The organism is Gottfriedia endophytica (genome assembly GCF_017814275.1).
GTDB lineage: Bacteria > Bacillota > Bacilli > Bacillales > Bacillaceae_G > Gottfriedia > Gottfriedia endophytica.
This window is the reverse complement of record NZ_JAGIYQ010000005.1, coordinates 108,168-123,647: the sequence shown is the minus strand read 5'-3', so window position 1 is coordinate 123,647 and position 15,480 is coordinate 108,168. Positions and strand designations below refer to the sequence as shown.

The following is a 15,480-nucleotide window of genomic DNA, read 5'->3' as shown; positions in this document are numbered from 1 at the left end:
ACTGATTGAAGATCTTTGAGAGAACAAAGGCTGGGAAGCAGTTCATGATTAGAGAAAGTAATGCCAACTGGTAGTTTTTTTGAAGGTGAAAATAATGTACCCCACTAAATTCTCCACAGAATAGAAGGTATTAATAGTACAAAACCTAAAACAGTGCATATTAATTGATAGTATATTTCATAGTTTATTTACATTTCAGTACGAAAGTACCACCGTAATTTTAGCCACCTAGAGATAGGTGGTTTTTGTGTTTATAAAATGATGTACATTTAATAATATAGGAGTGTTTTTATATGAAATAGTCATTATTCGAAAGGTTAGTGAAGTTAGGATTATTGAGAAGCAGGTGAGAATTGCTGAATCCTTGATAAAAACTACCACCATCTCCTGAAATGTTCCCCGAATAATAGACACTTTAAAAGAGGTCTATTATTCGGGGATTTTTATGTCCACGACATTTATATCCCGTTTATAATAAAAATAAGATATATATATGAGGTCGGGGAAATGAGTAAAATAATCTTTAATAGTTTTCAGATGAAACAACTTGAAAAAAATAGTAATGTTCAAAAAGTATCAGATCGTTCGATCAGCTATAAACCAGAATTCAAATTAAAAGCTGTGTTAGATAATAAGAATGGAAAAAGTCCTATTCAAATCTTTATTGAAAATGGATTTGACTTAGAAATCATTGGTAAAGATAAGCCTAAACATTGTTTAGACCGTTGGCGTAATATATATAAAATCTATGGAGAAGAAGGATTTTATAATGAAAGACGTGGGAAAGGCAATACTGGAAGACCTTCTTCAAGGAATTTAACATCTGAGCAGAAACTTAAAAAAGCAGAAGCTAGAATAGCGTTTCTAGAGGCAGAAGTAGCGTTTCTAAAAAAGCTCGACGAACTAGAAATGTAGGCGTCGCTGAAAAAGAAACGTTAACTAAAACAGAGAAGTTTGAATTGATTGAACAAACGATAAGAAACCATAATATCCTACATTCGGTTTCTTATTTATGCGTGCTTGCAGGCGTCAGTAGAAGTGGCTATTACGCATTTTTAAAAGCAGAAAAAACACGACATGAACGTGAAGAACAAGATGAAATAGACTACCAACTAATAAAGAATATCTTCGATAAATCAAAACAAAAGAAAGGTATTCGTCAAATAAAGTTGAGTCTGGCAGGGTTCGGGGTAACAATGAACCTAAAACGTATTTATCGTATTATGAAAAAATATTCCCTATATACAAAAATTCGAAGGGCTAATCCATATAAAAAAATAGCGAAAGCTACTCAGGAACATAAAACGTGTAAAAACATTCTAAATCGTGAGTTTAAACAAGATATACCACAAAAAGCTTTATTAACCGATATTACATATCTTTACTACGGTAAAGGACAAAAAGCGTATTTATCTTGTGTGAAAGACTGTGCTACTAGAGAAATTCTAGCAGCCCATGTATCATCGTCTCTAACAATGGACTTAGTCTATTCAACTCTAGATAAATTAAGTTAAATACTTGATGACTCTATCTATCCAGGAGCAATACTACATTCCGATCAAGGCTTTCATTATACCAATCCAGAATATCAAAGAAGAATAAAGGAAATGGGCTTTATTCAGTCAATGTCGAGAAAAGGAAATTGTTGGGATAATGCACCTATTGAATCATTCTTTGGTCATATGAAAGATGAAGTTGATTATAGAAGTTGTCAAACACTCGTTGAATTAAAAGAGTGTATCTATAATTATATCGAAGAATATAATTACTACCGTCCACAATGGACATTAAATAAAATGACTCCGGTTCAATACTGGAGCCAAATTCTATGTGCATAATGTGCGGGTCTCTTATTTAAAGAGTCCACTTTATAGGGAACATTTCACTCCTCATAACTAGTTTTTATTTGGTTCTTTTCTAAAACATTGTTGTTTTAAAAAGATTTTGATGAGGAAACTGTTGATAAAGAAGTTGATTTGAGCGGAAGTTGCGAGACTGCTGTAGCAGTGGGACAGGTGAGACCCCGCAGGCGCGATAGCGAGGGAACTGAAAAAGTCCATCATTTTAAAAAAACAAAATCCCTAAAAATTACCACCCCCACTTTTGATGCTAAACTGACTTGGAAATTAACTTTCGTCCCCACTATAGCTAGAAAAAGTCGAGGTGTTTTGGGAAACGATTTTTCTGGAAATTGAATTTTTTGTTCAAAAGATACTTTTTCAGTGGCCTCAGCGATAGCGCCGAGGAGGCTCACCGCTCGCCCCACGGAAAGCGAGCATCCTGGAGTGGAACACTAATCTCCTTGTTAGCAACAAAGTATATGAAAACAGCCTTTTATTTTTTTAAGAAATCCTTCAATGTTTACCTAATCAAAAAATAGATAAATAAGATGTAAACAAAGAACTGATTTTAAATTAGTTATCTAAAAGATAAGTTTATTTTTTTCTAACTTGGGAACATTATTTATTATTTGTTTAGGAGGAATATGATTATGCATAAAGGATTTATCGTTTGGTCAGCAGCCTTTTCGGGAGGATTAACTTTAATCCAAGATCTTATCTTGTTAAAAAATGGTAAAATCAATAATCGAGAATTAGGTGTGCATACTACGAGAAATGTAACAGAAACAGTTGGTGCTGTAGCTGGGATTGAATACGGTGCAATGTTAGGAACTTCTTTGCTTCCAGGTGTAGGAACCATAGTGGGAGGCTTTGTAGGTTATGTAGTTGGTTCACGTGTCGGACAAACAGTCGGAAACGGTGCAAGTAATATACTATTTCCAAATAAAAACGACATTAGACAACTAGAGTATAATGATCCATTTTTATTAAAGAATCAACCACAATAAAAAGAGCCCGTTTGGCTCTTTTTATTGGAATTGTTGGTCTATTTCATTTAATTTGTCAATAATTACATTGTCATTTAAAACGTTATATGCGAATTGTTCATTTGTTTTAGCTGGTTCGATATCATCAAATAAACCTTGAGTTTTTTCGTAAGAGTCATTTGCTTTTTCTATGCTTTCACCAGCTTTTTCAATTCCATCTTTACTAATTTCAGTTCCTGCACTAAAACTGTTCTTAATTTTACTACCTGTATTTTTAGCCATACCAACAAAATCAGGAAGCACCATTGCTTCTTTTTCCTCTTTAGCTTCATTCATAACTGAGTCTAATTGCAGACGTGCTTGTGTTGTTAACCCTTTCATTTGATCTCCTAAAGCTAAAGCAGCCCCAGCTCCTTTTACTAGCAATTTTCTTGTACCTCTTCTAGCTTCAGGTGAAAGAGTAAGGATAATAGTTGCAGTTGTAAGAATAAGTCCCACTGGGTTACTAAATGAAAATAGTTTTTTTAACATATTTATTCTCCTTATACTTAAGTTTAATTTTAAAATTTTATCCATATTTTATATTTTTTAATCTTCCAATATAAAAACCTAATGTGAATAAAGAATTGAATTTTGTTAACAATAGGTAAATGTAAATTTAATGTAAAGGAGAAAATCGGTAAATGGGAGAGATATCATTTAAACATCGGTTTTCACGGGGGATTCCTGGTAGATTAAGGATTGAACTATTTGGACTACTAAATGATATGGAAGTTTCTTATAAATTTGAGAAGATTTTTTCCTCAATTGATGGCATTTCAATCGTCCATGCAAATGTTAATACTGGTAAAGTCCTTCTAATCTTTGATGAAGAAAAGCTCTCTAGAACCGTTTTAGAATTATATATAAAAAGGTTTGAAGAAGCAGTATTTAAAAAGAAATATTTAAAAACAGAATTTGATGAAATAAAGGATAATGACGATCAATCTGAGATAGCTCAAAAAGAAGTCGCTGTTACTATTGAATCACCTTTGGCTTCAAGTGAATCTTATTTAAATACCATCCCACAAATAAAACTAACTAATGGTAAGTTAGAAAAGCCACCACTCTCATTAACATTAGGTATAACTGGACTTGGCGTATTAGGCATAAAACAATTATTTTTTGGAAGGTCTGCTCTAGCGAGGCATCCATTTCCATTTTATTTAAGTGGAGCACTGGCTATTGGGACAGGTTATCCCTTTCTGAGGAGAGGTATTCAGTCATTAGGTAGTCACAAAAAAATCAATACGGACCTAATTTTGGGGGTTAGTTCCTTTGCCTTAGCATTAGCTAGAGAAAACCTTATTGTTCTAGCTGGTTTGAGCATTTTACAATATTTAAATTGGAAACGTAAGAATTGCTTTAATAATGAAATACTCGATCAACCATATGTACCTCCTAAAATACAGACATATAGTCGAAGGATGAGTAGATTTGGGTTTGCTACAGCTGGAATTAATTATGCATTAACCCGAAATCCTATTTCATCATTAGCCATTCTCTTAGCTGCAAATCCAAGACCAGTTTTAACTTCTACGGAATATACGTGGAAACAAGCAGAAATGCTTGCGAAGGAAAATAAAAATTTTATACCTAAAAATGGTTCAATTTATCAATTGTCACACTTAAATACAGTTGTTTATGAAGATGTATCCCTTCTTTTAAATGAAAACGGTATTCGAATAGAAAATCATCAATTCCTTTCTGGATTAAATAAGGATTCAAAAGTGGCGTTTTTATTTAACAAACATCATATTGATGTACAGCATTTATCTCAACTATTAGATGAAAAGTATCAAATTATATTACTTGAAGATTTAAATACCATTTCAATGCAAAAAGAAGAGGTTTTATTTGTAACATCTGATACAGGAAGTCTTGATAGTAGGATTGTATCTTATTATCCAACTGTATCCCTTTCAAATCTAACTAAATTAGATAAAACATATCAACAGGCTAAAGCAATAAATCACTTGGTACATCGAAATCTGCGATTAACTTCTTTATGGAATTTTATTGGTTCAATCATTGCAGTGCCATTAATGATTAGTGCACCTTTAATCAGTCTAATAGGAGACGCACTTACTTTAAGCTTTTTAACGAAGTCAAAACGTGTATCAGAAAAATTGTTTCATAATGAAAACGATAGTCCATCATCAACTTCAATGGATCAAAAAAAGCAAACGCCGTGGCATGCATTGAGTACTTTTGAAATTATAAATCAATTAAAAAGTAGTACTAAGACGGGTTTAAATACAGAACAAGTCAAAGATTCCTACAAAATATATGGTGAAAATCAACTAAAACCAAAAGCTAAGCCACATTGGATAAAAAGCTATTTAGGACAATTTAAAGAATTTACAACGATTATTTTAGGTTCAACAGCTTTGATTAGTATTTTCACAGGTCATTTGTTCGATGGTTTGGCGATGTCTACAATTTTATTACTAAATGCTGGAATCGGTACAATGCAGGAACGAAAGGCTGAGCAGGCTGTCGAAACATTAACAAAGTTTGTTCCACCTAATTGTAATGTCATCAGAGATGGAAATAAAAAGGAAATCCCTGCACAAGAGTTAGTTCCTGGGGATATCGTTGACTTAGAAGCAGGTGAACTAGTTCCTGCTGACTTGAGAATTATTCAAGCTTGGAACTTGCAGGCTAATGAGTCATCACTAACAGGGGAGTCATTACCTGTTGAGAAAAAAGATATTGTAGTTGCTAAAGAGCAGCCACTATCTGATCGTTTAAATATGTTGTATATGGGAACACATGTAACAAGAGGAAAAGTAAGAGGAATTGTTGTACATACAGGAAATGCCACTGAAATGGGTCATATAATGACGCTATTATCTGAAGAAGAAGATAAAGAAACCCCTTTACAAAAACAAGTTACCTCAATTAGTAAAAAATTCATGAAAGGTGCCTTAATGGCAGGGGGAATTGTGTTTATTGCAGGCTTGTTAAGAGGTGTTCCGATGACACAAATGGTTACAACCTCATTGGCTTTAACCGCATCTGCAATTCCTGAGGGGCTTCCAGTTACAATCACAATTGCGTTAACAGCTGGAATTTTCCGTATGGCTAAAAAAAATTCCTTGATAAGAAAATTATCTGCTTTAGAAACATTAGGAAGAGCAACAGTTATTTGTTCTGATAAAACTGGAACGTTAACCAAAAATGAAATGACAGTTAAGAGAGTTGCTACCATTGTAGAGCAATTTAAAGTTACAGGAGATGGATACAAACCAGAAGGAACAATAGTTAATCTACAAGGTGCTGAAAGTGAATCAAAAGATTTAGAAAAATTATTAAAAATTGGATTGTTATGTAGTAATACAACGCTTGAAAACATAGACAATCAATGGAGTATAAAGGGAGATCCTACTGAAGGAGCAATCGTTACTCTAGCAGCTAAGAGGGGAATTAAAAAAGAAAACCACGATGATTGGAAGCGTTTACATGAAATTCCGTTTGATTCCTCTAGTGGGAAAATGACTGTAGTATGTAAAAATGAAAATTCAGATAAGCAATGTTTTGTTATGTCAAAAGGTTCAGTTGAAAAGATTTTAGTGCATTGTACTCATTATCAAAAAAATGGAAGAAGATATCCTTTAACTCAAGAAATAAAAGGTTTAATTTTGAATCAAAATGAAGAGTTTGCAAACCAATCTCTTCGTGTAATCGCTTTTGCATATCGACCTATTAAACCTGATCATTGTATGGAGGATATTGAAGACCAACTTATTTATGTAGGAATGGTTGGTATGATTGATCCTCCTAAAGTGGATGTTAAGAATAGTATTCTTGAAGCACAAAAACTTGGTATTAAGCCAATTATGATTACTGGTGATCATCCAATAACTGCATTAGCCATTGCTAAAAAGGTGGGCATCTGTGATGGAAGTAAAAAAGTTATTACAGGTCACGATTTGGAAAATATGAATGATGAAGACCTTGGTCGTATGATTGATGATGTTGCTGTTTTTGCAAGGGTAACACCGGAGCATAAATTAAGGATTGTGACAATTTTACAAAATAAAGGGCATATTGTCGCGATGACAGGTGATGGTGTTAATGATTCACCTGCAATTAAAAAAGCCCAAATAGGAATAGCAATGGGACAAACTGGTACTCAGGTCACAAAAGAAATTGCAGATATCGTTTTGAAGGAAGATCATTTTGGCTCGATTGTTGAAGGGGTTAAAGAGGGTAGGACAATTATCAGTAACATCAGGAAAGCTTTAGGGTGTTTATTAAGCGGGAACCTTGCTGAAATTATTGTTACAAGCTCTGCGGTAATTGCAGGTTTACCATTACCGGTGATTCCAATTCAAATCCTATTAATGAATTTGTTAACAGACGCATTACCTGCAATGGTGTTAGCGATTAATCCAGGTAATAAATCCAACCAAACTGAACGTCAAGAAATTGCAGATAAATCTTTGTATAAACAAGTTATTACTCGTGGGTTTATTCTTGGAATAGGCGCTTTAGGCTTATTTGCAACAAGTTTAGCATCAGGAGCATCGTTAGCGGTAGCTCAAACAACTGCGTTTGCTACATTAGTTGCAGGTCAATTAATTCAAACTTTTTCTTGGAGACAACAGGGAACTTCTCAAAACGTTAAGGATTGGTCAAAGGATAAATTTCTCGTTGGCGCATTAGGAACTTCTTGGTTAACTTTAATGGCGACTATTTACATTCCAGGTTTAGGAGGAATTTTTAGAACAACTACCTTACCTTTATTAAGTTGGTTACCGATAATAGGAGTCGCAAGTTGCTCTGCTATTATTGCAAAATATATCGTTAAGATTCAAACTGTAAAACCAAGATCATTAACGTTCCAAAATCAAGGATTAATAGCTGCATAGTATAAAAATTCCAATATTGATTTAAATTAAAAATAAAGCAATCAGGAGGTTTATGATGATTCAAAGAAACGTTCAAAGAGTGATTGTTGGTTCGGCACTATTAATAGCATCAACAGCGATTATACCAATTGCAAGAAAAACACTTCGCCCAGTTATGGGAGATTTATCGAGGCAAATGAAGTATTTTATTGTTTCAGCAAAGGAAGGACTTGAAGATATGGTAGCAGAAGTCAAGTTTGAACGGATGAAGAAGCAATTAGATAAAGATATGTCTATTGAATATGTAGATTCAGAAGCGGAAGTATCAGAAAGAATTTTTCAATAAGAGGGGGAAAGTAATGGAACAAAATGAAAATGTGATAAGTCATTTACGGCAAGCAATCTCTCATTTAGATGCTGCCCTTAGTTTAACGATAGATTCACTAAAAGAAAATCCAAGTTCAAAAAAATCAATCGGTAAGATTTGGGAAGAATTTTTAGGTACTTTTTTTAATAAGGTTCGTTCAAAGGGAAAAGAAAATAATGTTAATTTACTAAGTCTTATTTCGTTCCCAAAACTGAAAAAATTCTAGACTTAAAACCGTAAAGAGTAATATCTTTGCGGTTTCTTTCACATAAAGTGAAACTTCCATCAGTGGGGGGGTTCTTCATTTCCCACTGGTGGTTAGCTCGCCCAATCGGGCTTTTACGGGCAGTTATCCCCCACCAATCTTCTTCGCCACTCTCTCAATCTTGAGGTGGGGGTCTTACTGACCGTTAATGCGGGATAAATAAAAAACTAGTTACAAGTAATTGTAGTTAAAAGGTGTGAAAACAATGGATCACATAATAGATACCAATAAATCAAGTTATTTTAATAATAGAGAAATAAGCTGGTTGTTATTTAATAAAAGGGTATTGGAAGAATCGATGGATCAACGTAATCCACTGTTAGAAAGACTAAAATTCCTTTCTATTTTTAGTAATAATTTGGATGAATTTATGATGGTCAGGGTAGCCGGCCTTAAAGATCAAAGAAATGCAGGATTAACAAAGCCAGAAAATAAAGCAGGTATGACTCCTAAAGAACAATTAGGTAAAATATCGAAAATTACCCATGAATTGGTATTCACACAGTACAATACTTATAAAGAGCTGATAAATGAGATAGTAGAGGAAGGAGTCTCCTTCCTATCTATTGAGGGAATGTCAGAAGAGGATTTATTTTTCGTTGAGAAGTATTTTGATCAAGTCATATTCCCTGTTTTAACACCAATGGCAATTGATGCTTATCGTCCATTCCCAATGCTAGCTAATAAAAGTATGAATATTGCAGTTGTTCTTTTTGATGAGAAAGAAGATGTAGAGTATCAGAAAAAATTAGCGATCGTACAAATTCCAAGAGGATTGGATCGTTTTATTGAAATACCTAGGCTGAATGAAAAAAAGGTATATGTATTGTTAGAGGATGTAATTAGTCACTATATTGATAAATTATTTATTGGCTTGTGTGTAGAGTCGATAACACAGTTTCGGATCACAAGAAATGCAGACTTAGAAATTCATGAAGAAGGTGCTGAGGACCTCTTAAAAAAAATAGAAAAAGAATTAAAAATGAGAAAATGGGGAGCATCCGTACGATTAGAAATTTCAAATAAATATTTAGATTATAAAATCCTAACCTATCTGTTACAAGAATTAGAAATACATGAGGAAGATACATATTTCATAAATGGTCCTCTTGATTTAACTTTCTTATTCAGATTTTATAGTAAATTATCTACTTTCAAGGAGCATCTCATATATGAAAAATTGATACCTCAACTAGGAAAGGATATCACTAAGGATGCAACGGGAAAAGAACATTGTATTTTTGATATTGCCCTAAAAAAAGATATTCTTCTTCATCACCCATATGACTCATTTGAAACTGTTGTTGATTTAATCAGATGTGCTGCTGAGGATTCAAATGTATTGGCTATTAAACAGACTCTTTATCGTGTTAGTGAAAATTCTCCGATTATCGAAGCATTAAAAAAAGCATCTGAGAATGGAAAGCAAGTATTAGTACTCTTAGAACTAAAAGCTCGTTTTGACGAAGAGCATAATGTCCATTGGGCAAAAGAACTAGAAAAATCAGGATGTCAGGTCATATATGGAAAATCTTGTTTAAAAACCCATAGCAAAATAACATTAATAGTTAGGAAAGTAAATGGGGAAATACAGCGTTTTGTTCATTTAGGAACAGGAAATTATAACGAAGAAACGGCTAAATTTTATACTGATTTAGGACTAATCACTTCAAAGAATGAGTTAGGTATTGATGCAACTAATTTTTTTAATTACTTAAGTGGATTTATGAACAAACCAGCCTTTAGGAGTATTTCAGTTTCACCACTTGATATTCGAAATAAGTTTATTGAGTTAATTGATATGGAAATTAAGTATCATAAACAATTTGGGAATGGCCGAATTATTGCTAAAATGAATGCAATTACCGAGAAGAAATTAATTCTTAAATTTTATGAAGCTTCACAAGTAGGTGTTCAAATCGATTTAATTGTTCGTGGGATCTGTTGTCTTCGTCCAGGTATAAAATATGTTAGTGAAAATATTCGTGTTTGTAGCATCGTTGGGAGATTTTTAGAGCATAGCAGGATTTATTATTTTCATCAAAACGGAAATTTTGCCATGTATCTTTCTTCTGCAGATTTAATGACAAGGAATATGGAAAATCGAGTTGAAATATTATTTCCAATAAATAATACCGATTTAAAGGATAGAATTTTACACATACTTAATATTTATTTAGAGGATAATGTAAAAGCACGAATACAAGATGAAAATGGATGTTATCATTATATTAAGAAAAAAAGTGGAGAGTATGATAAAGAAAGCCAACTGGAATTATATAATTTAGGTAACCAAGTGAACCAAGATGAACCGTATTAAGAAACAAATGAAGCAAAAAATAAGGTTAACTCAAAAAGGTTGGGTTTAGCAACTTTTTTGAGTCAACCTTATTTTATTAATGTAATTGGTCGTCCACTTTAGTTAATTTCATTTTGAAAGTATGATCGTTTAAAACATTGTAAGCGGTAATTTGTTTCTTTATTTCAACGGGTCTAATTTTTTTAATAAAGGCATCAGATGTATCCTCTTTAGCAACTTCCATTGAATAATTTGTTTTTGAAACTGGCTCGTCAGAAGCATGTGAAACCATAAAATCTTCAAAAAAGTCATCGGCAGCTTCTTTTGAAATTTCCATTGAATAGTTTGGTTTTGTAGCTACCTCTTCTACAACGTGTCTGACCATATCTACCCCTTCTTTGACCATTTCGGACAAATGAGGAGTGTTTGTCAGCTCTCTATCAGCTTTGGCTTTTTCCATAAATGATCCTAGTTGTTTTTGAACACCAATCGTAAGTCCCTTCATTTGATCCCCCAGTGCTAATACGGCACCTGTTCCTTTAACTAACAGCTTTCTAGTTCCTTTTCTAGCCTGCGGAGATACCGTCAAGATCAGCACAGCTGAACTTAAGACTAGACCTACTGGGTTATTAAAAGAAAAAAACTTTTTCAGCATAATTTTTTTGCCTCCTTATTATGTAAGATTTTCCCCAAATATGACTAAATTTATTTCATATGTTTTAAAATATTTTATCCCGCATTAACGGGCAGTAAGACCCTCACCTCAAGATTTGAGAGAGAGGCGAAGAAGATAGGTGGGGGATAACTGCCCGTAAAAGACCGATTGGGCGGGCTAACCATCAGTGGGGGATAAAGAAAACCCCCACTGATGGAAGTTTCACTTTATTGTTAATTTTGAAGGGATATTAATTAACGAGGCTCTTAATTAGTAGAAGGATTATGAATAATTAGGTAGAAAAATATGGTGTAAGGTTGTGGAGAGAGCAGTTTGAAAATTTCCTAATGAAGGTGAAATAATTGACGATCAAAAATGAAGAAGATATTGTACGTATTATTAGAGAAGACGAATGGATGATGAGTTTAATAAGAATTGTAAAAACGTTGAATTTGCCTGATTGTTGGATCTGTGCAGGCTTTATCCGTTCGAAAATTTGGGATGTATTACATAACTTCGGCATAAGGACACCTATCCCTGATATTGATGTTATTTATTTTGATTCAATTAATATGGATGAATCAGAGGAAAAGAAAATTGAGGAATATTTAAAATCACTAATGCCCACAATACCGTGGTCTGTAAAAAATCAAGCTAGAATGCACGTTATAAATAACTTGCCACCATATATTTCTTCCGTTGATGGTATATCAAAATTTCCAGAAACAGCAACAGCCTTAGGTGTTAAATTAGATCAGAAAAACAATGTCATTTTAGCGGCACCTTGGGGAGTTAAGGATGTTATTAATTTTGAAGTAAAGCCTACACCATATTTTCTAGAGTCAACAGAACTTGAAAATATCTACGATACTCGAGTTGTAAAAAAGAATTGGGATTCGATTTGGAAAAAGGTGAAGGTCTACAATATCATTAGTTGATTCAAAAAATGAATTAGTAAATTAATAAATTGAAGAATATCGTAATATCTTATTACAATAAAAAGAGATGAAAATTCATCTCTTTTTTCATTGCTTCAGACTCTGATAATAGTGACTAAGATAAAATTAATCATGATAATATGTAATAGTATAAATGAATTACTTATTTGATTAAGATAAAGAACAAATTGATTATAGTTCGGAAATTCTAGAACATTTGTAATACATACTAAGATATAGCATTAAACGGAGGTTTAAAAGAATGGCTAAAAAGCGAATCGTATTCACAGGTGGTGGCTCAGCCGGCCATGTGACACCTAATATTGCAATTATAAATGAATTGAATAAATCGGAATGGGAAATTAGTTATATTGGTTCTAAAAAAGGAATAGAGAAAGAATTAATTGAAAAACAGGGCATTCCTTATTTTGGTATATCAAGCGGAAAATTAAGACGTTATTTTGATTTTGAGAATGTCATTGATGTTTTTAAGGTGTTGAGAGGATGCTTTGAAGCTAGGCGGATCTTAAAAAAGTTAAAACCTCAGTTAGTGTTTTCTAAAGGAGGATTCGTTTCAGTTCCGGTAATTCTTGCTGCAAAATCTCTTTCAATTCCAATCTACATCCACGAGAGTGACATAACACCTGGTCTTGCAAATAAAATTTCTCAACGTTTCGCAACAAGAATTTATACTTCGTTTGAAGAAGCAGCAAAATTTTTTCCTAAGAATAAAACAAAAACAATTGGTTCCCCAATTCGAAAAGAGCTGTTTAATGGCTCAGCTCAAAAAGGGTTAGACTTTTTAGGATACACACAAAAATTACCAATCTTAACGATAATGGGAGGTAGTTTAGGGGCTAAAAAAATTAATGATAAAGTTCGAGGTGCAATTAGCGAATTGACATCAAAGTATCAAATTGTTCATTTGTGTGGAAAAGGTAATCTTGATGAATCATTGCTACATCAAAAAAACTATAAGCAATTTGAATATCTTCATGGTGAACTTGCAGATATATTAACGGCAACTAATTTTGTCATTACACGTGGCGGATCAAATTCAATTTTTGAGTTTTTAGCTCTAAATATTCCAATGATTATTATTCCTTTGAGCAGGAATCAAAGTAGAGGAGATCAAATACTTAACGGTAAATCTTTTGAAAAAAATGGCTATGCCATTATGTTGGAAGAAGAGAATCTGGATGACAGAAAATTACTTGATGATTTAGATAAGCTAGCACAAAATCAGGAGAGTTTTAAGAAAGCCATGAAGCTCGCGCAGCAAAGTAATGCACTTGATGTTTTAGTGAAGGAAATTAATTAGGGTTTGAGGTAAGTATATTTTTAAATGAGGAGAACTCATTTAGATAAATATTTTAAGAGGAATTTCCTTAATTTACGACTCGCTCTCATATGAAAATTGAGAAGTGATTTATAATGCTTAGAATGTAGATTGGTAGAAATCTAATAATATCACTAGGCTATGGAGGTTTACCTATGAAAACTGAAGGAAAAAGTAACCCATCTGGGATAGAGATTGTTGAATATGATGAACTTTGGCCTGAAATATTTATCACATTAAAACAAGTATTAGAATCCACTCTAGGAGATTTAATGATCGGAATGGAGCATGTTGGAAGTACATCAATTAAAGGGCTTGGAGCAAAGCCCATCTTGGATATTGATGTTATCATAGAAGATTATTCTTTTCTGCCTGCTGTGATAGAAGGGCTTAGTAGAATTGGTTATTATCATCAAGAAAATTGGAGTTTTATAGGTAGAGAAGCCTTTGGAAGAAAAGATACTTCAGTGCCTTGGGATGGAAGAAATATAAATTGGATGGAGCATCATCTATATGTCTGTCATAAAGATAGTGAAGAATTAGTTAGACATTTGGCATTTCGAGATTATCTACGAAAAAATCCACAATCTGTTGTAGAGTATGAACAATTGAAAAAAAGTTTGTCACAGACTGCAAATGCCAGAGCATCCTATACTTTAGGGAAAACGGATTTTATTAATACGGTTTTAGCGAAGATAGATGAATCCCCCTGTGAATAGATTCAAGGGGGATTTAAAATCTTAACTATTTACATTTTAAGTTCTCTTCATTTAAATCATATAATTCAGGTAATACAAATCGACCATCTTTTCTAATTAACACATCATCAAACCAAATTTCTCCACCGTCATAATCTGGTCTTTGGATTGTTATTAAATCCCAGTGAATAGCTGATTTATTTCCATTATCTGCACCCTCTAATGAGTCACCAATAGCTAAATGAAAACTTCCGTTTATCTTTTCATCAAAAAGAGTATTATTCATGGGATGTAAAATATATGGATTAAAAGCCAATGCAAATTCACCGATGTATCTTGATCCTTTATCTGTATCAAGTATTTGATTGATTCGATTAGTATCATTTGCATGTGCTTCGATTATTTTCCCATTTTCAATTTTTAACGAAATATTTTCGAATGCAAACCCCTGATTAATAGAAGGTGTATTAAACGCTATCACACCATTTACAGAATCTTTTACAGGAGCTGTGTAAATCTCACCATCTGGAATATTATCTGTGCCATCACCTTTTAATACACCAATTCCTTTAATAGAAAATCTAAGATCTGTTCCGTTCCCAACGATTTTTACCATATCAGTTTTTTCCATTAATTCTTTTAATGGATTCATTGCTTTAGACATTTTTTTGTAGTCAACGGTGCAAACATTGTAATAAAAATCTTCAAAAGCCTCTGTGCTCATTCTGGCTTCTTGGGCAGCAGAAGGGTTAGGAATTCTTGTTGTAACCCATCTTGTTTTATAGACAGCTTCACTTTGTGCTTTTCCGAAAATCGTTTGATATAACTTGAATTTATTAGGAGGTACATCTGCTAATTCGTACGCATTTCGAGGGCTACGAAGATTGATATATACTTGCATTTTGCTTAGACGATAACACTCCCAATCTGCATACATTTTAAACTGTTCTTCTGAACCTGATAGAATCAATTGACGTGTAACTGCAGTATCGCGCATTGAAACATGAGCATGCCCTCCAGCTTCTCCAACCGCTTTTACAATCGCCTTTACGACTAAGTGGTCAATTTCAGTGACACTTTGAATTAACACATGATCTCCAGGCTGAACTTTTGTAGAATAATTAACTAGTACATCTGCTAATCTAGATAAACGGCTATCCATCTTAAAAACTCCTTATAATGTTCATTGAAAAGGCA

The 15,480-nt window shown here is 33.2% G+C and carries 11 protein-coding genes and 1 pseudogene; 9 read left to right on the top strand and 3 right to left on the bottom strand.

Going from position 1 to position 15,480, the window contains the following annotated elements:
• Positions 1–507: 507 nt before the first annotated feature.
• Positions 508–1,838: pseudogene (locus tag J5Y03_RS09010) on the top strand (IS3 family transposase).
• 653 nt (positions 1,839–2,491) lie between these two features.
• Positions 2,492–2,848: a hypothetical protein gene (locus tag J5Y03_RS09005; protein ID WP_209404776.1), complete on the top strand. Its 357-nt coding sequence runs from the start codon at positions 2,492–2,494 to the stop codon at positions 2,846–2,848.
• Between the two features lie 21 nt (positions 2,849–2,869).
• Here J5Y03_RS09005 and J5Y03_RS09000 read toward each other — a convergent pair whose 3' ends face one another.
• Positions 2,870–3,358, bottom strand: coding sequence for a hypothetical protein (locus tag J5Y03_RS09000; RefSeq protein ID WP_209404773.1), 489 nt, complete (start codon positions 3,356–3,358; stop codon positions 2,870–2,872).
• A 152-nt stretch (positions 3,359–3,510) separates the two neighbouring features.
• Between J5Y03_RS09000 and J5Y03_RS08995 the strand changes: the two genes are divergently transcribed.
• The 4 genes from J5Y03_RS08995 (at position 3,511) to J5Y03_RS08980 (ending at position 10,674) form a co-directional block, all read left to right on the top strand.
• Complete coding sequence (locus J5Y03_RS08995; protein WP_209404771.1) at positions 3,511–7,743, top strand: cation-translocating P-type ATPase; 4,233 nt, start codon at positions 3,511–3,513, stop codon at positions 7,741–7,743.
• Between the two features lie 55 nt (positions 7,744–7,798).
• On the top strand, positions 7,799–8,068 hold the full coding sequence (locus J5Y03_RS08990) for a hypothetical protein (RefSeq protein ID WP_209404769.1): 270 nt from the start codon (positions 7,799–7,801) through the stop codon (positions 8,066–8,068).
• 13 nt (positions 8,069–8,081) lie between these two features.
• Complete coding sequence (locus tag J5Y03_RS08985) at positions 8,082–8,315, top strand: hypothetical protein (RefSeq protein WP_209404768.1); 234 nt, start codon at positions 8,082–8,084, stop codon at positions 8,313–8,315.
• Between the two features lie 244 nt (positions 8,316–8,559).
• Positions 8,560–10,674, top strand: a complete 2,115-nt coding sequence (locus J5Y03_RS08980) for an RNA degradosome polyphosphate kinase (RefSeq protein WP_209404766.1) — start codon at positions 8,560–8,562, stop codon at positions 10,672–10,674.
• 76 nt (positions 10,675–10,750) lie between these two features.
• Here the strand turns inward: J5Y03_RS08980 and J5Y03_RS08975 are convergent, their stop codons facing one another.
• A complete protein-coding gene (locus J5Y03_RS08975; RefSeq protein ID WP_209404764.1) occupies positions 10,751–11,308 on the bottom strand; it encodes a hypothetical protein in 558 nt (185 codons plus the stop codon).
• Positions 11,309–11,670: 362 nt separating this feature from the next.
• Between J5Y03_RS08975 and J5Y03_RS08970 the strand changes: the two genes are divergently transcribed.
• The 3 genes from J5Y03_RS08970 (at position 11,671) to J5Y03_RS08960 (ending at position 14,304) form a co-directional block, all read left to right on the top strand.
• On the top strand, positions 11,671–12,246 hold the full coding sequence (locus tag J5Y03_RS08970; protein ID WP_209404762.1) for a nucleotidyltransferase family protein: 576 nt from the start codon (positions 11,671–11,673) through the stop codon (positions 12,244–12,246).
• Between the two features lie 262 nt (positions 12,247–12,508).
• Positions 12,509–13,567: an undecaprenyldiphospho-muramoylpentapeptide beta-N-acetylglucosaminyltransferase gene (locus J5Y03_RS08965; RefSeq protein ID WP_209404760.1), complete on the top strand. Its 1,059-nt coding sequence runs from the start codon at positions 12,509–12,511 to the stop codon at positions 13,565–13,567.
• A gap of 173 nt (positions 13,568–13,740) precedes the next feature.
• Positions 13,741–14,304, top strand: coding sequence for a GrpB family protein (locus tag J5Y03_RS08960; protein WP_209404758.1), 564 nt, complete (start codon positions 13,741–13,743; stop codon positions 14,302–14,304).
• 25 nt (positions 14,305–14,329) lie between these two features.
• Here J5Y03_RS08960 and J5Y03_RS08955 read toward each other — a convergent pair whose 3' ends face one another.
• Positions 14,330–15,445 carry an aminopeptidase gene (locus J5Y03_RS08955; RefSeq protein ID WP_209404756.1) on the bottom strand — a complete coding sequence of 372 codons (1,116 nt, stop codon included), beginning with the start codon at positions 15,443–15,445 and terminating at the stop codon, positions 14,330–14,332.
• Positions 15,446–15,480: the final 35 nt, after the last annotated feature.